Below are 23,184 nucleotides of genomic sequence, written 5' to 3'. Positions count from 1 at the left end.
TTACAATCCGGGCGATTTTATTTCATTCGAGGTTGTTATGTTTCGTTGTCTCTCCCATAGAATGGTATTCGTACTATTCTCTATTGCTCTAAGTGGTTGCTCCTTATTAGAAATCAAGCTTGATAGTCAAACTACACCTTTAACTGAACAACAGCTCAACGCCCGAATTATGACTCGTGAATACACAAAGTCTTTTTTCACTCAAGTTGAGAATGCAGCGGATCAAACCGCACAGCTATATTCAGGTTCTGACACCCTTCATCAATCTTATGTTCTGTTATGGAAAATACATTCTGAACAAGGCTTACAAGCTGCGGCATACCAAACTTCCCCCATTGCAGCATTAATTGATACTTGGGTATTTGCAGCACAGATGGAACGCTTCTATGTGGCGGGTTCTGGAGAAGATTTGTTTAAAAGTGAGGATATAAAAGAAACCTCTATATCCCTTAGTAAACAAGCTAAATCATTGGCTAAATCTATATTGACAAGTAATGACTTCAAGCTGAGTGCGACATTTGTCGAACAGTTTGTAGAAGACAATCCATTTAGAGACATTTCATTTAAGCGCGTACCAGCTTACCGTGATTGGTTAGCTTACACAGGTAAAAGCGGAACCGATGCTGTTCAAACTTTGGGAACAATGCCTGAAGCGATGGGTGATGCCTCTGACCGTTTAAGCCTAATGGCAGAGCAAACACCTAAGTTGATCTCATGGAAGGCAGAACTCGTTGCTCTTAATAGCAGCCTTACAGGTGAAGACTTGTCATTAACGTTAGCTAATTTACGCGATACATCTTCATCGCTTCAAGATTTCATTGAAAACAATCCTGAATATATGCAGAACCTAGCCGAGATGATGTCGGCTGAAATGCAGCCATTAATCAATGAGTTGAGTGTTAAAACGGACCAAAAATTAGACAAGCTAACTTTGGAGCGTATTGCATTAGAGGAAATGGTGACTCGTGAACGCGAAGCTCTGATTAAAATGATTGCAAGTGAGCGGATAGAAATTGCAGATATTGTTTCAAAAGAACGAGCGCAATTTACTCAAGATTTGGATCGCGTCTCTCAAGATGTCGTTGTACTTGCCATTGATAAATTAATGGATCTGATCAGAGGCGTGCTCATTTACTTTATCTTGTTCATTCTTATCGTTTTCTTTGCTCCTTTAGGTATTGGGTACTGGCTAGGTAAACGAGCTACTGTCAAACAACCCGTTTAAAGGCAGAACTTAACGCATGAAGTGAATGTTCATGTATGGGATGCTCAGATTAATCTAATGAGCACCCCATAAGTTAGAACCACAGTAACTAAATTATCGGCTCTCTTCTAAGATCTTAATGGAGAAACACACTTCGTATTTCTCGTACTAAAGTTGCCTATTAATCTCAGTCATTTCATCACGCCATTGATTTTGTAGACTTGGCTTTTGATGTTTAGGCTTTCTTTGAAGGTCATCCGTGAGCAATGATTCTAAAACAATCAAACGTTCCAAAAGTTGCTCCTCCTTTGATAGCTCTTCAGCTGATATATCACTATTTGAAATTTCTACATCCGAATGCAGGTTGTTCCAATTGTTACCACTAGATTGCCCAACTGAACCTCCTAGTATTTCTGGATTGTCAGAAGATTGGGGAGATTCGGAGCTTTCAGCTATTTTTAGATATATCTCTTCAGCTGTTGAGAATTCGGTTAAGCTTCCGTTTTGAATAAACCAAAATCGATTACAGCTTTGCTCTATCAAACTGCGATCATGACTGACTAACACAGTTGCCCCTTTAAACTCATTGAGCGTTTCAATAAGCTCCTCTTTCCCTTCCATATCCAAGTGGTTAGTCGGTTCATCTAAAAACACTAAGTGATATCTTGCGAGTGTTAAACCAACAAATAGAAGACGTGCCCTTTCTCCACCACTTAGGGACTCGACTTTCTGCTCATGTCTAGAAAACTTGAATCCAGCACTAATGAGCGCCCTCTTAGTTTGCTCATTGCTTATGGAAGCAAACTGACCCAAGGCATCTGTCAGAGTATCTTGATCATCAAGTTGTTTCAGTGATTGATCGTAATAACCTAAATGGCAGCGGTCATGAAAAGTCACTGGCTCCGCATAATTTTCTAGGCTCGCTTCATCATCTTCTTTTAAAAGATACAGCCTGTATAACAGGTTCAGTAATGTCGATTTTCCACAACCGTTACTCCCTAGAACTGCAATTCTATCGCCACTTTTGATACGCATTTCTGCCATATCAAACAATACAGATTGGCTTTGCGGTGGTTTAACTGAAAATGGAGCAATTTCCACTAAGCGGTTCGCTGGTAAAGCATCCCCTTGAAGATTCAATCGCCACGGAACGCCTTCTGTTAATTCTGTTTGTTCCTCTTCCAAACGCTCTTTTCGAGCAAACATGGTTTTAGCTTTGCGAGCTAAATCCTCGTTATCGTAAACATGACCCCAATTCGCTAACCTTTTGGCACTTTTCTCTATACGATCGATTTCTTTTTGTTCATTTGAACGACGAGCCTTATCTTGTTCATCTTTTTTTCTCAATTTTTCTCTTGCTTGCGAGCAAGGTAAAGCAAAATGATGAAGCGATTGATCTCGCATGATCCAGGTCGTATTGGTTACCGAATCGAGTAACATTTGGTCATGAGAAACCAGTACAAAAGACCCTTTCCATTGTGATAAGAATTGTTCTAACCACATAAGTGAAGGTAAGTCTAAGTGGTTACTAGGTTCATCAAGCAATAATAAATCTGGCTCGTTTATAATCGCTCTTGCCAATAAAAGCCTAACTTGCTGGCCACCACTACAATTGGAAACCGGCATCTGCCAATCTGAAACTGCAAAGCCTAACTCTGTTAAAAGAAGTTCAGCTCGCCAGTACTCATCTTCGGTTAGAGTTTCAGCTAACGCATCTAAAACCGTTTTTGACTGTATTTCATTAGGGATATGCTGCTCAACGTAACTCATCAAGCAATGTTTAGCCGTAGAAATATAGCCTTCACTAGGCTCATTTTGCTTATCAAGTAGTTTAAGTAGTGAACTCTTTCCACAACCATTATGTCCAATAAGACCAATCTTATCGCCACGGTTTACAGTAAAAGTCAGCTCTTTAAATAGAGGGGTAGAAGTGTGTGAAAGTGTTAGGGATTGTGCAGTTAAAAATGTACTCATAATATTCTCAAGAATTTTGGGCGCAAGACGCCGTTGTCAGTGTTGACAATAATTCTTCGAGCTTGAGTGACGGTATCCGTCTAAATTAATTATTCGCTCAAGTCGAGATTATCGCAACGCGATATCAGTAACTCTTGAGCGAACGTTAATACCAAATAGGCGTGGGTAGCTAAAGCACCACAAAATCATAAGTTCCTCCTTTTCTTCTTTGTGAAACGTTGCCATTTCGGGTGATTGAATGATGAGCATTTTATCTTAGCTTTTATCAAAGTAAAGAGATCGCCTTATCAATTACAGCCGTACTACATCATAAACTTAGGCTGAAAAATAGGTGACGGACTTTGAAAATTCTTGTTGTTGGCGGTTCTGGAGGAATTGGGCAAGCTCTTATCAAGCAGCTATTGGCTAGCAAGCCTAAAAGTCAAATTTATGCGACCTACCACTCGAGCGAGCCTCAAATTACAAACGATAATATAAAATGGTTTCGGGTAGATGCATCATCTGAATCAGATATTTTCGAATTAGCCAACCAAATCACCGACCTTGATTTGTTAATCAATGCCATTGGTAGTTTGCATACCACAAATAAAAAGCCCGAGAAATCGGTAAGCGAATTTAATCCTGAATTTTTCCACCACAATCTTGATACAAATGTGGTGCCTACGATTTTACTTAGCAAGTATTTTATTAAGCACCTAAAATCGAAGCGCAACACCTTTTTCGTTTCTTTATCTGCAAGGATTGGCAGTATCGAAGACAATAATATTGGAGGGTGGATAAGCTACCGTTGCTCTAAAGCCGCACTGAATATGGCGATTAAGACCATCAGTATTGAGTGGAAATATAAATCCCAGCATTGCTGCGTTTTATCCTTCCACCCTGGAACTACTGACACGGAGCTTTCCAAACCATTTCAACGAAACGTTAAACCTGGAAAACTGTTTAGCGCCGAATATGTCGCACGTCAGTTACTCGAATTATTAGATGATAAAGACGCGTCTGATACAGGAAAGTTTTTCAGCTTTAATGGCGAAGAGATCCCATGGTAACAGTCATTAGATGAATAACTAGGCTATTGCACATGGTCCCGAACGAAAGTGTTCAATTCGTTTACTGTTTTAATGACGTAAATATCCTTATCCTCTGAGGTTTCTTTTAGTTTAGATATAAACTGATCATTCCAAAATTTAGGGCACATCTTTAAGGTTTTATAACTCTCTAAAGTGCCTTTCAAAACCGAGCTTCCATCAGGCCAACCTTCCGGTTTGATAAACACTCCTTTCAGGCATCGCTTTGTAACAAACCAGTAGCTAACGGGGTATGGTAGATCGATATAAATCAAAGTGTCCGCTTCTTCTAAGCGTTTATAAAATGAGCCGATAGGACCAAACCCATCAATAATCCAGCGTTCTGAACTCAATATATTATTATGTGCATCATCGTATACCTGTCTATCCACAAGCGTACCGTCAACGTTATAAACAATAGAGTCCAACTGGTGAAGAGGAATATCAGTCGCTATTGTAAGAGCCTTGCTTATTGTCGATTTTCCACTGCCTGGTTTACCAAAAACGGCTATCTTTTTCATTTTAATCTCCTACAAGGTATCTTCTCTACATGAGCGACATTATTAATTTAACGAAATTGGCAATTTGAACTGTCATTAGCCTAGCCCATAATGCTTTAAATTCTATTTCGATTTTTTAAAACCAAATAAACTCTTAGTCAGCCTGATTTAACTGACTTTCAAAACGTATAAAATGCATTTCTAAGTCCACATCAATATCTAAAGAAAGTTCATAATCATTATCAACAACATTCATTACGGCCGAAAGCCAAAACGTCAATGCGGCTGTGTTTTCTTTTAGAACACGAATTTGCCACTTACCTGGATAGCAGCCAAAAAGTTCAGCCAATGCCCTTTTTCCAACTCCCTTCCCTTTGAATTTACGTAACACAAAGAATTGATCAATATCATATACCTCTGATTTATCAGGATAATCACGAAGTAAAACAAAACCAGCGAGTTCTTTATCTACATAGATAAAATAAGGGATGTGGTTAGCTTGAGACCAATAAGGGTCTAGCGAAGTAGGTTTAAAAGCGTACAAACCATCCGAATTCGGGCTCCAGCCCATATATTCAGACATATCGTAAACATAATAAGGAAATAGATTCTCCAATATATGCCTATCATTTAATTCAATTCGTTTCAGGGAGACTTCCATACTTCCTCTAAATAATTAACCCCACCACGGAGCTCTGCTTCTAAAATACCATCAGTCTTATTCTCAATAACAATACATATGAGAATTTGAAGCAAGTATAAACATAGATATATGAACAAAGTATTCACTTTTCATTCATTAGTAGTAAGCCACTATAGCGGCAGGTAATGAATTAGAGATTAAATGATGAAGAAAATATTAGTAAGCCTTTCACTGTTCGCAGCATTAATAGCAGGTACAGCAACAGCAGAAGTTAATGGTGAAGACTTTAATGAATTTCCCAAGCAAGATGCAGCGCATTGCTTTGGCTGGGCTGCTGGCTTAGATAAAGACCAAGATTACGCTCGATTTATTGTCGAACTGTCTAAGGGACGTTCAGAGAGCGTTAAAAATGACCCATTTATTATGGAAGAATTCGGTACAGCAATGGGTTATTCGGAAGCTATGGTTGAGTTTGCAGGGCAAGCGAAGGCCGACGAAAAATACACTCAGGTATGTGAACCAATCAAAACAAAATATGGCTTCTAAAAAGTGACTCTTAAGTGATAGCTTTCATTTCAAATAATAACGCTTAAGTAGAAGCATTTTAAACCGGCTCAAAATCAATCATGCCTCTCTATGAAAGGCATGATTGTCTTTAAATAAGTTCCCACTAGCAATTCCCATTTTGAGACTCTAGCCAACCGACTTACCATGCTGCCTGAACACAACTTAGTAACTTTGATTCTAAGCCGTCATCTATGGCATGTGAGATAAGCTCAATTCTACTTTCCGCACATTCATCAAGTTCAATTTCAGTTAGACCATCAGGTGTCAAATTATAACCAGCAATACCACTATCAGTGATAAATACCGCTTTCATACGCTCCACGTTTAATTCAACCAATAGCAAAATAAGCTTAGCTCGGTCAAAAACTTTATCAGCAGAAAAGCGCCAGCCTACACTCTTAAACCCCTCACCTTCATTAATGGCTTTGATCACTCCACTTTCTGGCATAGGAGCTTCTGAAGCGAGAGGCTTACTGTGCCCATGATGGTGATGATGTGGAGGGTTCATATAAATGCCAGTATTGCCTTCGAACTCAGAAAATGAAATCACACCATGCTCTGCAAATATTATCTTAGAGTTTGGGCTACCCATCGCTGCCACATACGCTTGTAGTTTTTCGGTATCACCCTCTTGGTACAAATCAAGCTTATTCCCCACCACCGTATCGGCAATAGCAATTTGCTGGTTGAACGTTTCATTAGCAGTATAAAGGTTGTCTGAAAGCTTGCGCGCATCCACCAGCGTTATATTCTTCTGCAAAGAAAGTACTTTCTGATAATGTTCTGTCGAAAGAACCTGAAGAACTTCTTTTGGGTGACCAAGCCCTGTAGGTTCAATTAATAAGCGATCCGGCTTCGCTTCCATCAGCAGCTGATTCAAGGCAATTTGCATAGGTAGACCAGCAGCGCAGCACATACACCCACCTGGTACTTCACGAATAAACACTTTTGCTTCTTCGTTTTTATTGCCTTGGAGCAAGCTACCATCAACGCCAATTTCACCAAATTCATTAACGAGTACAGCCCAACGTTCATTATCCGGTTTATTAGCCATAAGGTTTAGAATAGCTGTCGTTTTTCCTACACCGAGAAACCCAGTGATGATATTCGTTGGCACCCCTAAAATAGGCTGATCATCAAAGCTCATTGGTGATCCTCCTATAACCTTGAACAAGCGTATGGTTTGCTGACACCACTGACTCTGAAAACGCAGAGTATTCCGGTGGTACTTTTGAAATATTATTCAAATCAAAACCAGCCCCTATATTCGTCATAGGGGGAACGTGAAAGTTCTCTGGTAAGTCTAAGCCATCCACCACACAGTTATGACGAATCACGCATCCCATTCCAATCAAGGCATTAAACACAACTGAATTGAAGCCAATGAATACGTCATCGCTGACTTCACATGGACCATGGATGATAGAGCGATGAGCAATAGATGAACGCTCACCAATAGTGACGGCAGCTCCGGCTTTAGAGTGAATAACCACACCATCTTGAATATTGGTTCCACGTTTAATCACGATAGCTTCCATGTCGCCTTGTTCATTCACTTCATCCGCACGAATAACGGCATAAGGACCAATAAAAACGTTATCTTCAATAATTACCTTGCCACAAACGATGGCTGTTGGATCAACAAACGCCGCTTCTGACACCTCAGGCATATGCCCACTAGGGTTTCTTCTTAACATATTTATTTCTCATTATTCATGTCTAGCAAGACACATTTAAAGTTTGTTCGACTGGCAGGGTTTAGGTTTAGGTTTAGGTTTAGGTTTAGGGATTAGCTTAAGAGCTATTTGGCGCATTCATCACAAATACAATTAATTTCAAGTTGTGGACTAATGATTGTGAAACCTTCTTGTTCTGCATGAGATCTAAGCCCGGAAATCATTGTAGGATCGATTATTTGCTCACTGATTTTGTTGCACTTAGAGCAGATAAAAAATTGAGGAACACCGTGTGCGTGATCGCAAAGAATATGAGAACAGACAATGTATTTATTAGACACTTTAAGCTTATGGGCGAAGTGTTCACCCTCTAGAAAATCTAATATGCGATAAACGGACATTGCTTGAATACTCTGAGAAAAATGTTCGTTGCAATAATCCACCAGCTCATAGGCAGATAAAGCCTTATTAGCATGCACCAAAGCCCGTAGCACTAACTTACGTTTCGATGTGAGCTGCTTACCGCGAGTCTTACAGCTTTTCTCTACATGATTAATAATCGTGTTAATTGTGCTCATTCAACTCACTTTTCTCGAATTCACTTTGTCACGTCCCATCACGGTTACGTTATAACATAACAATTTAAATCTTAACAACGATGATATTCGATTTCTTGATGGTGATAGAAGGTTTGGGGAACGTTATTCTCAATAACTCACCTCGATAAGAGAGATTCACTTGTATTTATTCTAATTTACGCTCAAAATTAAACTGTATAAATAAACAGTAGTTGTACTTATGAATATTATCCCTATTTCTGCGAGCGCTGGTATCACTGGCTTTGAAAGCCCTGCCGCCGAATACGCACAGTTACCCTGCAACTTAGATCAATTGCTTGTTGAACATCCTAGTTCCACTTTTATTGGTAAAGCCTGTGGCGATTCCATGGAGGGTGTAGGCATATTTGATGGTGATTTACTCATCGTAGATAGATATGTCACAGCTACGCATAACGATATTATTGTGGCGAACTTCAACGGAGAGTTCGTGTGTAAGCAGTTAGACATTCGCCGCCGTTTACTCATGTCAGCGAATGACAAAGTCTTACCTGTTGTCATTAACGACTTTGATAATTTTACGGTTGAAGGCGTGGTAATACGTTCTATCCGCTGCCATCGTCCTAGCCACCTTCTGAGTGAAAGTTAATGTTTGCTCTTGTTGATGCTAATTCTTTTTATTGCAGTGCAGAGCAAGTTTTCCGCCCTGATTGGCGAGGTAAACCAATTGTCGTGCTATCTAATAATGATGGCTGCGTCGTAGCGGCAAACAGACAAGCTAAAGAAGCAGGCATTCCAAAATTCCAACCATATTTTAAAGTCAAAGCTTTATGCGAAGAAAAAAACGTCATAACCCTATCTTCTAACTATGAATTGTATTCAGATTTATCCGCCAAAATGATGGAGGTGATAGGACGCTTTGCGCCTGAACAACATATCTATAGCATTGACGAGTCTTTCCTTTCTTTCGTTCATAGCTTCCCCGCCATTCCCTGTTTACGAGAGCAAGGTATGCTGATTAGACGAGCTGTCTGGAAAGAGTGTCGCTTACCTGTTTGCGTTGGGGTCGGGCCCACACTTACTTTAGCGAAAGTTGCCAATCATGCTGCGAAAAAGATCCAGGGATTCAACGGTGTCTGCGTTCTCGATAATGACCGAGACCGTCAAGCCGTACTGGCAAAAGTTGAGGTTGGTGAAGTATGGGGAATTGGGCGTAAGCTTTCTAAGAAAATGAAGGTGATGGGTATTAACTCAGCTTTTGATTTAACCCAAGTGCCTATCGGTCTTATCCGAAAAAATTTCAATATTGAAATCGAAAGGACCGTTCGAGAACTCAATGGGCAAGCATGTAAAGGTTGGGATACTGCTCGCGCAGATAAGAAACAAGTGTATTCCACTCGAAGTGTTGGAGAGCGTATTCTTGATCTCACTTCCTTACAGCAAGCATTAAGCAAACACGCAGGTATCGCCTCTCAAAAAGTGCGAGCTCAAGGCTCTCTATGCAAAGTCATGTTTTGCTTTGCTGCCAGCTCCCCTTTTGATAATCAACCAGCCAGTTTTAGAGCTATCCACCGCTTTCCGTACGCAACCGCAGACGTCACTCAAATCACTCAAGCAGCGAATACATTAGCGTTAGAGTTATTCAAGGAAGGAGTTCGATACTACAGAATTGGAGTTGGGTTGATTGACCTAGTTGATGGTCGCCATGAACAAAAAGATTTATTCAATGAAAACCCAAATAATAATGAACTTATGGCGGTATTTGATGGGCTCAATAAAAAATATGGCAGCAACACACTTTTTTTAGGTGCCCAAGGTATTGAGCATAAATGGGGGATGCGACGTGAAATGTTAACGCCGCAATACACCACCAAGTGGCGAGACCTACCAACCATTAAATGTGTATAGGTTCTTGAGAGACCAATAAATCAATCGCCGATTGGCACGATAAAGTGATATGAGAAGTCAATACTTCAACGGCTTTATCGATATTTCGGTTTAAAGCCAGTTGTAATAGCTCATCGTGTTGAGCATCTAATTTCTCTCGGATATTTTGATCAGGCTCTGCAATACGTCGATATTTATCCAATGCTAGGTTCAGTCGTATCGAAAAATCAATTAAGTAGTTCGACTGACTTCCCGACAGTAAAATTGCGTGAAACTCTTCATGAGCCTCGCTCCACGCTTCAAGATCTTTCAATGACAAGCTCAACCGAGATAACTTGTGATGTGCAGCGACTAAGCTTGCTTCCCAGTCCATGTCACCATTTTTAAGTGATAAACAAAGAGCCTCTGTCTCAACAAGGATACGAGTGTGCTTGATATCAAGAATGTCTGAATAACTTAGGTTGGGAATTGAAAAGCCTTTATTATTTTCTTGATCAAGCATCCCTTGTGCTGCTAGCTGGCTCAAGGCTTCTCTTAAAGGCGTCAAGCTAACATTATAAACCTCTTTTAAATGGGAAATTTTCAGATTTTCACCAGCAGGATATACACCATCTGTAAGGTCTTGTTTTATTTTCTTATAAATTATCGAACTTTTGGTCTGAGACATTATTTCATTCCCTTAATCACTACTGTTGACTATTTTAACTCATATGATTAATTTGTTGAATAATTTTAAAATAATCGATTATTTTAAATGAGACACATAATCGCAAGGATGACATGAATGACCATGGAAAAATTTTTATCGTCGGTAACCAGTAACCACGAGACTCACCATGTAAGATCCATTACCGCTTATTGGGAAGAATCATGAAAACACAAAGAGACTTATTCAATGCCTTCTTCCGTATCGGTATTTTTGGATTTGGCGGCGGACCAACCATGATTCCATTGGTTCATAAGGAAGTCGTCGAAAACTACCAATGGATGCCCGATGATGAATTCAGCAATGTACTGGCGATTGGCAACACTCTACCAGGTCCTATTGCGACCAAAATGGCGGGATACATCGGCTATAAAGTAGGAGGCATTACCGGATGTATAAATGCTGTGGTTGCTACCATCATTCCTTTGATCATTGTCATGATCGCAGGGCTTGGCTTAGTTAACGAATATCGCGATACCCCATGGGTAGCTGGCATGGCGATGGGCGTAGTTCCGATTGTGACTTGGATGATGGCAAAGTTATGTTATGACTTTTTCTTGAAGGGACATAAGGCGGTAGGAGCCGTAGCGACCGGATTACTATCCATAGCCTCTTTGGTACTTATACTTGTATTTAATGTCCACCCTGGACTAATTGTTGCGGCTGTGCTCGCCGGTGTATTAGTAAAACCAGAGAAAAAAATCGAACTTAAAACCAATGAAAAGGAAGGATAAATATGCAGCTCTATATTGATATTTTCCTCGCTTTCTTTATACCTAACATTGTGGGTTATGGCGGTGGTCCTGCCATTATTCCTCTAATTGAAGCACAGGTGGTTGGCCAATATGGTTGGATGGATGCAACAAGGTTTGCAGAAGTTCTAGCATTAGGAAATGCCTTACCAAGCCCAATTGCCACTAAGATGGCAGGCTACATTGGTTACGAAGTGGGTGGCATTTTTGGGGCTTTCATAGCCGTGTTTGCTACAGCAGCGCCAACTATCTTAATTATGATTATCGCTATGAGTATTCTCTATAAATACAGAAATGCGCCAAAAGTAAAAGCATTGAGTGCATGGGTTTTACCGGTGATTGCTGCGCTTATGGCTATCTTGTCTTATAAGTTAGTGGTATCAGGGGTTGGTGCCGGAATTACCCATTTTGTTTTATTGTTCGTTTTCGCCGCGGTGACATTAGAAAAGCTCAAGATTCACCCTACATGGGTTATTTCAAGTGGATTGGTTTATGGGGCAGTCTTTTTAGGAAATTAGAATATAGGTGAACAAGCCGCAAAGCTTTCACTCCTATCAAAACTCTAAAGCCGTAATTTACTCATTAATAAGGTTCATATCAGGTGAACCTTATTAATGCTCACTCAACAACCAAGCTACTTCCACCAAACTATTTCCACCAAATCCCGCCAAGCTACTTAGCGGATTTGTGCCACTCCAAGATCTGCTGAAAATATGTCTTATCGAGTAATTTAAATTGGTTGGTTGTCGACGTTGTAGATAAAATGCGATCACAGCGAAAGGTGCGAGGCGCATCTCTCAAGTGATCATAAGCCAAGACATACCAAATTGGGTAGTTGAGCAATAAGTAATGAGGCTCGATCTCCCGCTGAGTAACATCACCATTCTCTGATCGGTAGTTTATACGTAAAGAAGTTCTCTCAAGGAAGCCCTGCTGCAGCTGTTGCTGCACGGTTAAATCAGTCATTGTAAAACCGCCCTGTACGTCGGTTGATGCCGTCTCCCCAATCAGTATTCTTGATTTTAACCCACTCACTTTTCGACGTTTATCAGGTGATAAAGATGCTTCTAGCTGCCTCTTAATCGCCGCAAGATTTGTCAAGAAAAGCGGTGACCCCATTTGTTCGGCTATCGCCATACTTATCATCAATTCAACAGCTTCAATATAACTAAGATTCAACCGACCAACGCCCCAATTTCGGTCTACCCGTACTCCTCCTCCTCGCCCGCGATCAGCATCAATAGGAACTCCTTGATCTCTTAACAGCTGGATGTCTCTCGCAATTGTACGTTCACTCACGCCGTGGAGAATAGCCAGTTCTTTCTGAGTACAAAGATGATCTTGTTTGAGATCGGCTGCCAGCTTTTCTAGTCGCTTAATTCGAGTATTAGTATTAGTCATTCATTTAATATGACAGAAATTGTCATATTTATAAATACACTGAATACAACAACCACACTAGACAAGGAAATACTATGTCAGCTATTACTATTTTTGCACCTATAACACTCGCGCAAGGATTCACAGAAACCGACTTATTAAATGCATCTGCCAATTTCCAAAAGGATTTTGTCGCTAATCACACAGGGATATTGCGCCGTGAGCTTGTTAGGAAAGGAGATGGAACTTATTTAGATATAGTGAAGTTTCGTAGCCAAGAAGACATGGAAGATGTCATAGAAAAAGAACAAAGCTGCGAAGCGGCAGCAAAGTTTTTCTCAATAATGGATCTATCTGACTATAACCCTGAAGAAGAAATGGAAACTTACGCTTCTTTAGTGACCTACAAATAAGGGCAATCATTAATACTAAAATTCTAGATAAAAGGAATAAAGGTAGCCAATAGACGCTGCCTTTCATTAGATGATAACTCTCAAAGGTTTACCCCACATGATCCGATCACCCATCATTCCCGACGCGCCAAAAGCCATTACCAAAGGTGTGCCACTAAAGCTGTTAATTAATGATCCAGCTATTGAGTGTTTAGCTCTCAATATTGTTTACGTCTATCGCCAGTTTAATGTTGATGCCTTTTGTACTCAGGCTAAATCAGGTTTAGAAGCACTTTCATTGATGGAAAGAGGAAAGCATGTTGCCGTGGCTTTGAAATCGAATCTTCCTCAGAATTACACCCAAGCTATAACTATTATAATGAACTCACTCACCCCGGAAGAAGCGTTTACCGAAGAGTTTGGTCTCTCTGGTTTCTTTTATCTGCCTCATAGCTTTTTCATTTCAGAGTACGGACTTGATAAAGAAAATAATGGTGGGGAAGATCCTTTTGATGTCTCGATGAATGCGATGTTTAAGCTCACTAAACGTTTTACAGCTGAATTCGCCATTCGCCGCTTCCTCATTGAACAGCAAGATCGAACGTTAGCGCACCTCGAAAAAAGACTAAATGATAACTGCCCAAATATAAGGCGACTATGTACGGAAGGCACCAGACCCAAATTACCATGGGGAAAGAGAATCCAATCTTTCGTCATTAACCCCCAACCAACGCTTCCATTTATTGAAGCATTGAAAGATGACGAATCACTATTTGTGAGAAGAAGTGTCGCGAATCATCTTGGGGATATTGCAAAAGATCATCCAAAGATCATCTTCACATTATGCGAGAGTTGGCTCGAACAAGGAGCCTCCGATGAAGTCAAATGGGTAATAAGACACGCACTGCGCTACCCAGCAAAACAGAAGAACCCACAAGCCCTTTCAATAAGAAATGCAGCTAAAATATAAGAAGTTACAAGTAGATAAACAAAATCTAAAAACGTGATATTTGAGCAAAGGTATAATGAAAATTGATTAAAAAAGCATATCAAGCGCTTGATATGCTAAATCATCTAAAACGTTAAACTATTTGCAGCTTGGCAGTAATGTCTGATACATCGTTTTAAAGCCTCGTAACGAGACAGCGATCTGCTCAACTTCTTCCCCATCACCTTGCAGTTCCACCTTCAAGAATTCTGCGCTATAAAACGACTCCAGTAAGTCTAATGGTACCGTTGCCCAATGTGTTTTACCTTTGATCCAAACATCCATTGTGAACGTTTCAGCATTCTTAAATGATGCGCTTGCAGAATAACCCAGCTCTTGCCTTGGTAAACCATTAAAAAACAGTAGGTTCACGCCCTCTGTTGTACATCGCAATGCGACAGTTTCCGTATTACCATCACTCTTAACACTAGAGACCCCAAGAATCACCGCTTCGCCCGTATCGAAACTCTTCGATTCATAATGTTCCCAATCTTGATAAGTATTCGCTAACTCCAAACCGGCGACGGCATTAAAAGTACATATGGAAAGTAACCCGAGTAATAACTGTTTTTTCATCTTTATTGTCCGATAAATAAGTCACACACTAGCGCTAATCATTCTACGTTACTCATATGTAGAATGATTAAAACGCTTGCGTGACGTAGATATTTATTTGAATTATTAGTTTGACTTATCCGCAGCCAATTCAGGTAGCAGCACAGCCTCAAAACGATTAGCCTGAGTTAAAAACTGACGCATAACTCCATCAATTATCAACTTGTTTGCCTCACTGTTCGCTCGGCGCTGAGCTTGAATTAAGCGCGGGCTATCCGTCAGTAGATAAGATTGTTCCATCGCATTTAACATACCTAGATCTGAACGCAGGTAACGGTCAATTTGGTCGTCACGTTGAACTAATTTATTCTCAAGCACTTGTTCATCGGCTCCTTGAATTGCAACTGAATTCAGCACTGAATGCGTCAGTGATATTAATTCATCAACTCGCTCCGGTGCGCAAGTAAACAAAATTCGACCTTCGGCTTGCGAGCTGTAATTATCTTGCCAAAACCAACTCGCCACACCATAAACTCCCGATGCCTGCTCTCGAAGCTTCAAGCGTAACTGCTCTTGAACTAACTCGCCGCTCAACTCCAAGTAGTAAGCATTATCTGGTCGCCACTGAGAATCTTGAACTAAGTAGATCTCAACTTCTGCTCTCGGCTCTTTAGAATCGGCTTTGCTGTAACGCACTTCTGGCGACGATGCTCTTAACTCGTAGTGATCTCTCGAAGGCTCTTTCACCTCAACCGAGGATAAATAGCGCGCGGCAAGTTGTTCAAGTTGATCAGCGGTAATATCGCCCACGACAAAATAGGTGTAATCCGTTTTACCAGCGATGTATTCTTGATAAACATCACTAAGCCCTTGTGTCGTATAGGATCCCGCTTGTTCACCATTATCGCTATACACTGTCGGAATGTCAGGAAAGCGTAGCTCCGAGACCTTTCTAACAAAGCGATCGGCACCGTCAAACTGGCTGCCAGTTAAACGCTGCTCCATCTCAACTTGGTACTCTTTTAGTGATTTTTCCGATACTGGACTTGCCGCCAATTTTAAATGAAATAGCTTTAACATCTTTTCAAAACTGTCGGTCTTCGCCCAACCAGAGAAGCCTTGTTGGTAATCTCCAACCAGTGTCGACATCACTACAGGGTTACCACGGAAGATGGTTTGAATATCAGCCTGTGGGACAATACCGACTCCCGTATCATCCACTAGACTGATCGCAGTTTTTAGAGCTTGATAATCTTGTTGAGGAATTGAGCGTAAACCGCCTTCAGTTAACGCCTTAAAATGGACTTGACCAGGGTTGCTGTCGCTATAACGATAGACAAGTTTACTTCCATTGCTCAAGCGATATTCAGTAATACGATGTTCCGCCCACTTTTTCTCTTGCTTGAGTGTCCCTAACTTTGGGTCAACAACTGGCAATACAGCTTGGCTGTCATCGATAACCCATTGCGGCTGTTTGCTAAGCATGTTCGACTGCCATTCACTCTCAATCCACTCAGTCGCCAATTTAGGTTGTCGCTTCTTAGTTGGTTGAGTTAACAAAACTAAACGCGATTTAGGTTGTATGGCTCGTCGGAAAGCCTCATTCACTTGCTTAACGTTGATACGGTCTAAAAAGTATTTGTTAAGCTGATAAGCTTGCTCTTTATCTATCAATATCTGTTTGCTAGCGGCTGATACCATAAGGTCTCCAGCAAGGTCGATACTGTAATTTTTTTTGTCTTGGTTTCGGTCAATAACACCTTTAAGACGACTGATTTCTCCGCGCACTTCCTGTTCAGAAAAGCCGTGCTGAGTGAGCTGAGCAACAAACTGGAACAATCCTTGTGTTGCCTGCTCATACTGCCCTTCAACAAGTTGTAAAGAGAACACCGCTTGTGATGTTTCTCTACCTACATTTGACGAGTAAAAGTTTGCTGCGTTGACCACGTTATCTTCATCTTGTTCCCAACGTTGAAGACGAACATTGAGCAGACGCGTCGCTATTTGATGAGCAAGATCCTGTTGGTAGCGAGCGTAGCTAAGATCTGGTTCGAAAGTTGAGAAAAAGCTGACCTCCACAGATGGCGATGAGTACCCCTCTTCTGATACCACTTCACTACGCCAGCCTTCCACTAGTGGGATACTGTAATCAACGGTCTCTAACGGTGAATCAGGCGCTTTGGCATCACCTAATTTACGAGTAATTAGCTGTTTGATTTGTTCAGTTTGAACATCGCCAACGACCACAACCGACATATTGTCTGGGCGATACCATTTAGTATAAAAGTCCGCAACTCGATACTTTGATACATTTTTAATAGTGTGAGGGTCACCAATTGGGTCACGCATAACATAGCGTGAACCAGCCATTTCAATCGCACTTTTCTTATCACCTAACCTTAACATTGGACCTAATCGAGCACGCCACTCCTCCAAAACAATGCCACGTTCTGCATCTAAATCCCCTTTGAGCATAGTGACATTACTTGCCCAATCAGAAAGTACATCCATCACCAATTCAAGAGTTTCCGGATCGTTACTCGGCAAGTTAAGGGTGTAAACCGTATTTTCAAAGTCGGTAAACGCATTGATGTCGACACCAAATTTCATTCCCGCTTCTTCCAGCACTTTAATGACTTCATTCCCGGGATAATGTTTTGTGCCATTAAAAGCCATATGTTCAACGATATGAGCGACACCTCTTTGATCATCGTCTTCGCTCATTGAACCAGCATTAACGACCAAGCGGACATAAACTCGCGATTCAGGATTAGTATTTTCAGCAATGTAATAGCTCAAGCCATTTTCAAGCTTGCCGACTTCTACGTTGCTGTCAAAACTCAACGTCTGAGATAGGTCCAAAGTCGAATCTACACTTTTAGTCGGTGTAATCACCTGACAAGCACCTAAAAGTGCCGCGCTTGCCAATATCAGTATTTTGTTAATCTTCATAAATATTTAAACGATTGTGTTTGTGTGCATAAAATAAGTTGGTTTTGCTCTTCTTCGTGACTCTCGCGATGTGAGACTTCGACGATATAGCTATCTGGGAGTTGCACCTTCATTACTTCACGAATTGAGCGGTAGCTTTCAGGATCGAGCGCCGACATTGCTTCATCCAAGAAAAGCCATTGCGGCTTTTGAACCAAACTGCGTGCCAGCATGATTTTCTGAAGCTCACCACCTGAGACATTTTGCTGCCAGTTATTTTGCATATCGATTTGATCACTGAACTTAGCAATACCTGCGAGCGTTAACGCTTCCGACAACTCTTCATCAGATACTGAATTGCAGTTCGGATACAAAAGAATGTCACGCAGAGTCGCATTAGGCAGATACGGTTTTTGTGGAATAAACATACATTCGCTGTCGTCAGGCATGCTGATCTCACCATTTTGATAAGGCCACAGCCCTGCTAACGAGCGAATAAAGGTACTTTTCCCGCCTCCAGACACACCTTTAATGATGATACTTTGAGAAATAGCACCACTTTGTTCAGAAAGTAACGGCTGTTGTTCAGGTGAATACAAATTGAGATCACGCCACTCTGGCTTCTCTGATCGTGGTAATGAATTTGCATTTGGTAACGCTTCTAATTGAGCGTGGAATGTGATTAATCGGTCGGTGACGGCGCGCCAATCTGAAAGTTCTTCATAAGAGTCGACAAACCAACTGAAGGCTTCTTGAACACGATAAAAACCCGTTGCAGTTTGCATCATATCGCCAAGTTGTAACGCACCACTCATCAATCTTGGTGAAGCAACCAAGTATGGGAAAATTCGCGCAACCTCATTGTAGCCACTGGTAAACGCACCATATTTTAGCTTCATGCCAGTAAGCTGTTGCCAGTTGTCCCAAACCTTGCCGAATAAGGTTTGTGTGCGGCTGTTTTCTGCTAGTTCGCCACGTTGTAAAGCAATAGATTCCGCATGCTCTCGTACACGCATTAAGTGGAAACGAAAGTCGGCTTCACTTTTTTCTTGTTCAAAGTTCAGTGGTACCAAACGCTTGGCAATTTTGTGAGTCAACCAAGTACCAATAATGGAATAAACAATCGCAACCCACACCATGTATCCAGGAATCACCCACTCACTACCAGCAAACTCAAACGTTAGGCTCCCAGACAAATTCCAGAGAATGACTACAAACGAAAATAAACTGGTTACAGTGCGAAGTAACCCCAACCCCATCTTCAACGTTTTATCACAGAAATCTTTTACATCCTGCGAGATTCGCTGATCTGGGTTATCACTGTCTGCGTAACTGAGTTGATGGCGGTACAAGCGTTTTCCGCCTAACCACTTTTCTAGGAAAGTATGAGTAAGCCAACGACGCCAGCGAATACGCAAGGTTCTACGCAGATATTCCTCGGCTAAATCAATGACGGTATACACAACCATAATAAGCACAAATTGACCCAGCATATTCCAAAAGTTATGCCATTCTTCATTTTGCATTAGGTTGAAAAAATCACGGTTCCAATTGCTGTAAAGAACCGCGACTTCAACGATCAAATAGTTCAAACCAACAACAAAGCCGAGAAGCAGCCAAGCAATACGTTTCTCGTCGCTGCTCCAGTACGGATGTGCTAGCGACCATACTTGAGAAAGGAAGGATTTGTCTTTTAGAGACAAAGGGGATGGGTTAGACATATTTCACCAAAAACGACAAGGCAACCAGTAGCTGAAAACCACTGGTTACCTATTATCAAAAAATTAAAAAGAAGTGATTAGAATTCGTAACCTAGCTCAAGCCAGAACTCACGACCTGGGGAGAAGGTTGCATTACTTGCTGTGCTAAAGATACCTTTTTGACGAACATCATCTAGTAAATTGAGAATATCAACTTGAACGTAAGCCGAGTGAGTTCCATAAAGGCTTGGCTGGTAACGAAGTCGAGTATCCCACTGGGTTTGCGTTCCGTGATCGTAGCTGTAGTACATTTCTTTACCATCAGCCGCATCCGTAGAATACTCAGTATCTTTCACTGGAGCCTTTATGTAGATTTTGTTTGCCCAAGCTATATTGTACGTTGGCACTTCCATATCTAGTCCTAAGCGAACAATCCACTCCTCACCATTGCTGTTTACTTTCTCTTGTGCTTCCGCCCGAGTCATCAACTTACCGTCAAGGTAGATAAGCTCGTTAGCGTTATAACCACTTGCTACAGTTGAATAGTCGGTTGTAGTCCAGTCGGCAGCTAAGGTAGTAGTCCAGTAAGTCGGTCCTAGAACCCATGGTTTAATATTGCTTGCTTGAATGGTATAAACATCAGCACTGTAGCTTTCAGTGTTAACGTAAGAGACCACTTTGGAACCTGCTGTTCTCAGCTCTTCCGTTACAATTCGATTCTTATAATCTCTATTGACGTAACTTGCAGAAAGCACAAAATTCGATACGTTTTGCGTGATACCAAAAGTGACTTCATCAGCATGAGGTGTCTTTAAACCATCGATTGAAGCGTAATCGCGTGATGTATCGTTATTAAGTTCTTGAACTTCTCCTGCTAATTTCATAGAGGCAAACGAACGACCGTAGTATCGGTTTATACCAAAACTCACATTTGTGTCACGTGCCACCTGTAGCGACGATACAAATCGCGGCGCTATGTTAGTGTTTTCTAAGAAATCATCTCGGTCAATTCGAATACCAGGGCGAAGTGTCAGGTTACCAATTTGAATTTGGTCTTCGACATATATAGCGTAGTCTTGGTGATCAGTACTAACACTACCTGCGTTCAACGTCTCGCTTGATTGACCAATCTCAACACCACCCCAAGTCATTGCTGTATTGATGTTAACATCATGGTCGCGATTGAATTCGAAATCAGTTTTTCGATAATCCGCGCCCAAAGATATAAGATGTGACGTAGGTCCGACATCAATACGATCGAAGTCATACGCTAATAGCAGGTTGATATTTTGCTGAGTCATTTGGCTATCACCATAGCCTCCTTCGTAGAACTCAAACGCAGGATCAAATTCGATATAAACGTTGGCAGTGTTTGATGAAGAATCTCGTTCATCTTTGAACTTATCGTAGGCCGCCGTTGCCGAGAAGGAGCCAGCACCTAGTTTTTGCGTCCACTTAACTGTAGAGCCATAAGCTAAGTGAGTATCTGTAACATCACCTTCCGTATTTGTCGCAAAGTACTTACCTTCACTATAATCAGACAAGCGTAAGCCAAACTCTAAGCTTCGGTTAACATCAGGCACCCAATTAAAGTTCGCGAGAAAGTTATCTGAACGTCGAGTCTGATCTTCTCTATCTCTTTCCCCTGTCGGGTTTAAAAGTCGGGTTTGTTGAATATCAGAATCTCGACGGCTGAATCCAAGCACCATCCCTATATCATCTGTCAGAGATTGCTCCGCCATTAGACTGAAGAAATTCTTTTTGTATTTAGGTTGATAAGTGGCTTCTGAACCTGTTGGCTCTAAAGCTTCAGTCGCTGCTTTTACATGGTCATCGATATGAACTGAAGCCCAATCAGATTGTGTACCACGATAGCGTAACTTCACTCGGTTTTCGCCGCTATAATGGCGAGTTTCCGCGACCACTGCACCACCGGTAAAGCCACCTAAACTCACAGGAACATCACTTGTGTAAGCAGTAACACCAGTTAAAAGGTTGGCATCAAAGTAATAAGCCTGTTCTGAACTTTTATTCGGGTTAACTGCCATTGAGCCATCAAACAACTGGTGACCTGGGTCAATATCATTATTAATGTTTATACCGTCTAATAGGTAGGCTGTTTGTTCTGAGTCGGCACCGTTAATCGAAATTGAACTTGGCTTAATTTCACCACCTTGTAAGCCATCTAAATCACCACCAGCAAAACGCACATTTGGGTTATCTTTTAAATAGTCCGTTAAGTTCCCGTTTGATGACGGTGTATCTTTAATATCATCAGCATCAAGCGTCTGTTTAGTTGAAAGATCATCATCTCTCGTATCGGTTACATTAACGGTAAGATCAGTTTGAGTATTCGATGGTTTTTCTGTTTCTGCATAAACGCTGGACACAGAACAGAGCGACGCAATGGTCACGGCGAGGATAGTTTTATTAAAGGTGTGCATTTCAAAAGTTCTAAGTGATAATAATTATCATTAATACTAACAATAAGTCATTCAGTAAGTAAATCCCACTATGGAAACCTATTACCTTAGAATAATGCACTGCAATATCCGTTTTATTAATAGAATATTAACATTCAGAGAGGTTATGGAATATCAGTAACCCTTCCAAAACCTTTATACATAAGGATCTAAGTGATAACTAATCCTATTTAGAATAAAATATCGTACACACTTTATTACAAACAAATTGTTAACAATGATTTTTTATAAAAAATTCACTTTTGTTAAGGCAATCGATAAAATGAAGGTTGGCGTTATTAAAAATAAATTTCCATCCCCCTTAAAACAAAATCAATATAAATAATTTTTATTTAATTATTAATCAAATAGTTAAACAACAAAAGTATCCACAACTTTAAAAATATCTCTTTCTTTATAAATAAAAACGATTATCATTCTCTGGTTTTTAGTGTTGCTCTCAAGAATAGCACCAACCAACTATAGCAATAAGACTGATGATTCCATTTCGATTTATACCTTTAGTAATATTCTCAATATCACTGCAAAATGCATCTTTTGCAGAATCAACAACTAGTCATAAGATTCAAAAACAAACAGGTTATATTGAATCATCTTCCACGATTCAGAAGCACGTAGAAGCAATCGACGACCAAACTCAGCTTCAACGTGAAATAACAAGAAACTTGGATCATGAGATAAGGCTACAAACGCGCTATCAAAGCCAACTTCAAAGACAGCTAGAGCAATTAGAAAGTGTTGTTGATGAGTTAGAGAGTGAAATGAGTAACATTCGCCAAACAAAAGTGAATTTGTACCCTCTATTGGAAAAGATGGTCACGACCTTAGAAGACTTAGTAAGAACCGACCTACCATTTGATAAACGACAAAGGCTTGAGCGTGTTGAACGCCTCAATTTAGATTTAGATAACCCGCAAATGAGTGAAGCCGAAAAACTTGAACGTATTCTGATCGCGTATCAGACAGAGATCCAATACGGGACTCAAGTAAAAACTTGGTTTGGTCGCTTGACCCCAACTCAAGAAGTTCAATTCATCAGAGTTGGACGTTTAGGCTATTACTATTTGTCGCTGGATACCTTAACTGCAGGGGTGTGGCTCGCAGATGATCAGAAATGGGGAGCACTAGGGGCTAACGAAACTGCGCAGATTGAACAAGCTCTCATCACTCTCAATGATGGCGGCACTTATCCAGTTATCACACTTCCAAAGGCGCAATAGTC

Annotated in this window: 22 protein-coding genes; 10 read left to right on the top strand and 12 right to left on the bottom strand. The window is 40.9% G+C overall.

Features of this window, described 5'->3' with window-relative positions; all coding sequences use genetic code 11:
- Positions 1–37: 37 nt before the first annotated feature.
- Positions 38–1,225: a chemotaxis protein gene (locus tag OCU78_RS16645; RefSeq protein WP_373367634.1), complete on the top strand. Its 1,188-nt coding sequence runs from the start codon at positions 38–40 to the stop codon at positions 1,223–1,225.
- Between the two features lie 147 nt (positions 1,226–1,372).
- Here the strand turns inward: OCU78_RS16645 and OCU78_RS16640 are convergent, their stop codons facing one another.
- Positions 1,373–3,178, bottom strand: coding sequence for an ABC-F family ATP-binding cassette domain-containing protein (locus tag OCU78_RS16640; RefSeq protein WP_137375283.1), 1,806 nt, complete (start codon positions 3,176–3,178; stop codon positions 1,373–1,375).
- 341 nt (positions 3,179–3,519) lie between these two features.
- On the opposite strand from OCU78_RS16640, the gene OCU78_RS16635 reads away from it, so the two are divergent.
- Positions 3,520–4,227 (top strand): SDR family NAD(P)-dependent oxidoreductase, encoded by a 708-nt coding sequence (locus OCU78_RS16635; protein WP_137375284.1) that lies wholly within the window; start codon positions 3,520–3,522, stop codon positions 4,225–4,227.
- A gap of 23 nt (positions 4,228–4,250) precedes the next feature.
- Here OCU78_RS16635 and OCU78_RS16630 read toward each other — a convergent pair whose 3' ends face one another.
- Complete coding sequence (locus tag OCU78_RS16630; protein ID WP_137375285.1) at positions 4,251–4,766, bottom strand: P-loop NTPase family protein; 516 nt, start codon at positions 4,764–4,766, stop codon at positions 4,251–4,253.
- A 133-nt stretch (positions 4,767–4,899) separates the two neighbouring features.
- The gene (locus tag OCU78_RS16625) at positions 4,900–5,406 is read right to left on the bottom strand and encodes a GNAT family N-acetyltransferase (protein ID WP_137375286.1); all 507 of its coding nucleotides are present in this window, start codon (positions 5,404–5,406) and stop codon (positions 4,900–4,902) included.
- Between the two features lie 183 nt (positions 5,407–5,589).
- On the opposite strand from OCU78_RS16625, the gene OCU78_RS16620 reads away from it, so the two are divergent.
- Positions 5,590–5,934: a hypothetical protein gene (locus OCU78_RS16620; protein WP_240701785.1), complete on the top strand. Its 345-nt coding sequence runs from the start codon at positions 5,590–5,592 to the stop codon at positions 5,932–5,934.
- Positions 5,935–6,094: 160 nt separating this feature from the next.
- On the opposite strand, the gene OCU78_RS16615 is transcribed toward OCU78_RS16620, so the two are convergent.
- From OCU78_RS16615 to OCU78_RS16605, 3 genes are all read right to left on the bottom strand, one after another.
- Positions 6,095–7,102, bottom strand: a complete 1,008-nt coding sequence (locus tag OCU78_RS16615; protein WP_137375287.1) for a CobW family GTP-binding protein — start codon at positions 7,100–7,102, stop codon at positions 6,095–6,097.
- Positions 7,092–7,652 (bottom strand): LbetaH domain-containing protein, encoded by a 561-nt coding sequence (locus OCU78_RS16610; RefSeq protein WP_137375288.1) that lies wholly within the window; start codon positions 7,650–7,652, stop codon positions 7,092–7,094. The genes OCU78_RS16615 and OCU78_RS16610 overlap by 11 nt, the downstream gene beginning before the upstream one ends.
- A gap of 104 nt (positions 7,653–7,756) precedes the next feature.
- Positions 7,757–8,209: a Fur family transcriptional regulator gene (locus OCU78_RS16605; protein WP_137375289.1), complete on the bottom strand. Its 453-nt coding sequence runs from the start codon at positions 8,207–8,209 to the stop codon at positions 7,757–7,759.
- A gap of 220 nt (positions 8,210–8,429) precedes the next feature.
- Here OCU78_RS16605 and umuD point away from each other — a divergent pair, with 220 nt between their 5' ends.
- Together umuD and OCU78_RS16595 are read left to right on the top strand one after the other, a co-directional pair.
- Positions 8,430–8,837 carry a translesion error-prone DNA polymerase V autoproteolytic subunit gene (umuD, locus tag OCU78_RS16600; protein WP_137375290.1) on the top strand — a complete coding sequence of 136 codons (408 nt, stop codon included), beginning with the start codon at positions 8,430–8,432 and terminating at the stop codon, positions 8,835–8,837.
- A complete protein-coding gene (locus OCU78_RS16595; RefSeq protein ID WP_137375291.1) occupies positions 8,837–10,096 on the top strand; it encodes a Y-family DNA polymerase in 1,260 nt (419 codons plus the stop codon). The genes umuD and OCU78_RS16595 overlap by 1 nt, the downstream gene beginning before the upstream one ends.
- Here the strand turns inward: OCU78_RS16595 and OCU78_RS16590 are convergent.
- Positions 10,083–10,742 (bottom strand): GntR family transcriptional regulator, encoded by a 660-nt coding sequence (locus OCU78_RS16590; protein WP_137375292.1) that lies wholly within the window; start codon positions 10,740–10,742, stop codon positions 10,083–10,085. The two genes, OCU78_RS16595 and OCU78_RS16590, sit on opposite strands and share 14 nt — an antisense overlap.
- 203 nt (positions 10,743–10,945) lie before the next feature.
- Between OCU78_RS16590 and OCU78_RS16585 the strand changes: the two genes are divergently transcribed.
- Both OCU78_RS16585 and OCU78_RS16580 read left to right on the top strand, forming a co-directional pair.
- On the top strand, positions 10,946–11,515 hold the full coding sequence (locus OCU78_RS16585) for a chromate transporter (protein ID WP_137375382.1): 570 nt from the start codon (positions 10,946–10,948) through the stop codon (positions 11,513–11,515).
- A 2-nt stretch (positions 11,516–11,517) separates the two neighbouring features.
- The gene (locus OCU78_RS16580) at positions 11,518–12,051 is read left to right on the top strand and encodes a chromate transporter (protein ID WP_137375293.1); all 534 of its coding nucleotides are present in this window, start codon (positions 11,518–11,520) and stop codon (positions 12,049–12,051) included.
- 154 nt (positions 12,052–12,205) lie between these two features.
- Here the strand turns inward: OCU78_RS16580 and OCU78_RS16575 are convergent, their stop codons facing one another.
- The gene (locus OCU78_RS16575; protein WP_137375294.1) at positions 12,206–12,934 is read right to left on the bottom strand and encodes a helix-turn-helix transcriptional regulator; all 729 of its coding nucleotides are present in this window, start codon (positions 12,932–12,934) and stop codon (positions 12,206–12,208) included.
- A gap of 74 nt (positions 12,935–13,008) precedes the next feature.
- Between OCU78_RS16575 and OCU78_RS16570 the strand changes: the two genes are divergently transcribed.
- On the top strand, positions 13,009–13,326 hold the full coding sequence (locus OCU78_RS16570) for a hypothetical protein (protein WP_137375295.1): 318 nt from the start codon (positions 13,009–13,011) through the stop codon (positions 13,324–13,326).
- 97 nt (positions 13,327–13,423) lie between these two features.
- Positions 13,424–14,275, top strand: coding sequence for a DNA alkylation repair protein (locus tag OCU78_RS16565; protein WP_137375296.1), 852 nt, complete (start codon positions 13,424–13,426; stop codon positions 14,273–14,275).
- A 117-nt stretch (positions 14,276–14,392) separates the two neighbouring features.
- Here OCU78_RS16565 and OCU78_RS16560 read toward each other — a convergent pair whose 3' ends face one another.
- The 4 genes from OCU78_RS16560 to OCU78_RS16545 form a co-directional block, all read right to left on the bottom strand.
- On the bottom strand, positions 14,393–14,869 hold the full coding sequence (locus OCU78_RS16560) for a hypothetical protein (RefSeq protein ID WP_137375297.1): 477 nt from the start codon (positions 14,867–14,869) through the stop codon (positions 14,393–14,395).
- Positions 14,870–14,974: 105 nt separating this feature from the next.
- Positions 14,975–17,800 (bottom strand): M16 family metallopeptidase, encoded by a 2,826-nt coding sequence (locus tag OCU78_RS16555; RefSeq protein ID WP_137375298.1) that lies wholly within the window; start codon positions 17,798–17,800, stop codon positions 14,975–14,977.
- A complete protein-coding gene (locus OCU78_RS16550) occupies positions 17,797–19,500 on the bottom strand; it encodes an ABC transporter ATP-binding protein/permease (protein ID WP_137375299.1) in 1,704 nt (567 codons plus the stop codon). Before OCU78_RS16550 ends, OCU78_RS16555 begins: the two co-directional genes overlap by 4 nt.
- 77 nt (positions 19,501–19,577) lie before the next feature.
- Complete coding sequence (locus tag OCU78_RS16545; RefSeq protein ID WP_137375300.1) at positions 19,578–21,923, bottom strand: TonB-dependent receptor plug domain-containing protein; 2,346 nt, start codon at positions 21,921–21,923, stop codon at positions 19,578–19,580.
- Between the two features lie 515 nt (positions 21,924–22,438).
- On the opposite strand from OCU78_RS16545, the gene OCU78_RS16540 reads away from it, so the two are divergent.
- Positions 22,439–23,182 (top strand): DUF3450 domain-containing protein, encoded by a 744-nt coding sequence (locus tag OCU78_RS16540; RefSeq protein ID WP_137375301.1) that lies wholly within the window; start codon positions 22,439–22,441, stop codon positions 23,180–23,182.
- The last annotated feature ends 2 nt before the right edge of the window (positions 23,183–23,184 follow it).

This window comes from Vibrio gallaecicus, assembly GCF_024347495.1.
Classification (GTDB): Bacteria; Pseudomonadota; Gammaproteobacteria; order Enterobacterales; family Vibrionaceae; genus Vibrio; species Vibrio gallaecicus.
Note: the sequence above shows the minus strand (reverse complement) of the source record. Positions and strands in the feature narration are given on the sequence as shown.

What these genes read in the sequence shown, in the direction of transcription:
- OCU78_RS16555 (WP_137375298.1), bottom strand. Translation starts at nt 17,800, where the DNA reads ATGAAGATTAACAAAATACTGATATTGGCAAGCGCGGCACTTTTAGGT.
- OCU78_RS16620 (WP_240701785.1), top strand. Translation starts at nt 5,590, where the DNA reads ATGATGAAGAAAATATTAGTAAGCCTTTCACTGTTCGCAGCATTAATA.
- OCU78_RS16560 (WP_137375297.1), bottom strand. Translation starts at nt 14,869, where the DNA reads ATGAAAAAACAGTTATTACTCGGGTTACTTTCCATATGTACTTTTAAT.
- OCU78_RS16575 (WP_137375294.1), bottom strand. Translation starts at nt 12,934, where the DNA reads ATGACTAATACTAATACTCGAATTAAGCGACTAGAAAAGCTGGCAGCC.
- OCU78_RS16565 (WP_137375296.1), top strand. Translation starts at nt 13,424, where the DNA reads ATGATCCGATCACCCATCATTCCCGACGCGCCAAAAGCCATTACCAAA.
- OCU78_RS16595 (WP_137375291.1), top strand. Translation starts at nt 8,837, where the DNA reads ATGTTTGCTCTTGTTGATGCTAATTCTTTTTATTGCAGTGCAGAGCAA.
- OCU78_RS16540 (WP_137375301.1), top strand. Translation starts at nt 22,439, where the DNA reads ATGATTCCATTTCGATTTATACCTTTAGTAATATTCTCAATATCACTG.
- OCU78_RS16645 (WP_373367634.1), top strand. Translation starts at nt 38, where the DNA reads ATGTTTCGTTGTCTCTCCCATAGAATGGTATTCGTACTATTCTCTATT.
- OCU78_RS16590 (WP_137375292.1), bottom strand. Translation starts at nt 10,742, where the DNA reads ATGTCTCAGACCAAAAGTTCGATAATTTATAAGAAAATAAAACAAGAC.
- OCU78_RS16615 (WP_137375287.1), bottom strand. Translation starts at nt 7,102, where the DNA reads ATGAGCTTTGATGATCAGCCTATTTTAGGGGTGCCAACGAATATCATC.
- OCU78_RS16625 (WP_137375286.1), bottom strand. Translation starts at nt 5,406, where the DNA reads ATGGAAGTCTCCCTGAAACGAATTGAATTAAATGATAGGCATATATTG.
- OCU78_RS16585 (WP_137375382.1), top strand. Translation starts at nt 10,946, where the DNA reads ATGAAAACACAAAGAGACTTATTCAATGCCTTCTTCCGTATCGGTATT.
- OCU78_RS16605 (WP_137375289.1), bottom strand. Translation starts at nt 8,209, where the DNA reads ATGAGCACAATTAACACGATTATTAATCATGTAGAGAAAAGCTGTAAG.
- OCU78_RS16550 (WP_137375299.1), bottom strand. Translation starts at nt 19,500, where the DNA reads ATGTCTAACCCATCCCCTTTGTCTCTAAAAGACAAATCCTTCCTTTCT.
- OCU78_RS16610 (WP_137375288.1), bottom strand. Translation starts at nt 7,652, where the DNA reads ATGTTAAGAAGAAACCCTAGTGGGCATATGCCTGAGGTGTCAGAAGCG.
- OCU78_RS16570 (WP_137375295.1), top strand. Translation starts at nt 13,009, where the DNA reads ATGTCAGCTATTACTATTTTTGCACCTATAACACTCGCGCAAGGATTC.
- OCU78_RS16580 (WP_137375293.1), top strand. Translation starts at nt 11,518, where the DNA reads ATGCAGCTCTATATTGATATTTTCCTCGCTTTCTTTATACCTAACATT.
- umuD (WP_137375290.1), top strand. Translation starts at nt 8,430, where the DNA reads ATGAATATTATCCCTATTTCTGCGAGCGCTGGTATCACTGGCTTTGAA.
- OCU78_RS16640 (WP_137375283.1), bottom strand. Translation starts at nt 3,178, where the DNA reads ATGAGTACATTTTTAACTGCACAATCCCTAACACTTTCACACACTTCT.
- OCU78_RS16545 (WP_137375300.1), bottom strand. Translation starts at nt 21,923, where the DNA reads ATGCACACCTTTAATAAAACTATCCTCGCCGTGACCATTGCGTCGCTC.
- OCU78_RS16630 (WP_137375285.1), bottom strand. Translation starts at nt 4,766, where the DNA reads ATGAAAAAGATAGCCGTTTTTGGTAAACCAGGCAGTGGAAAATCGACA.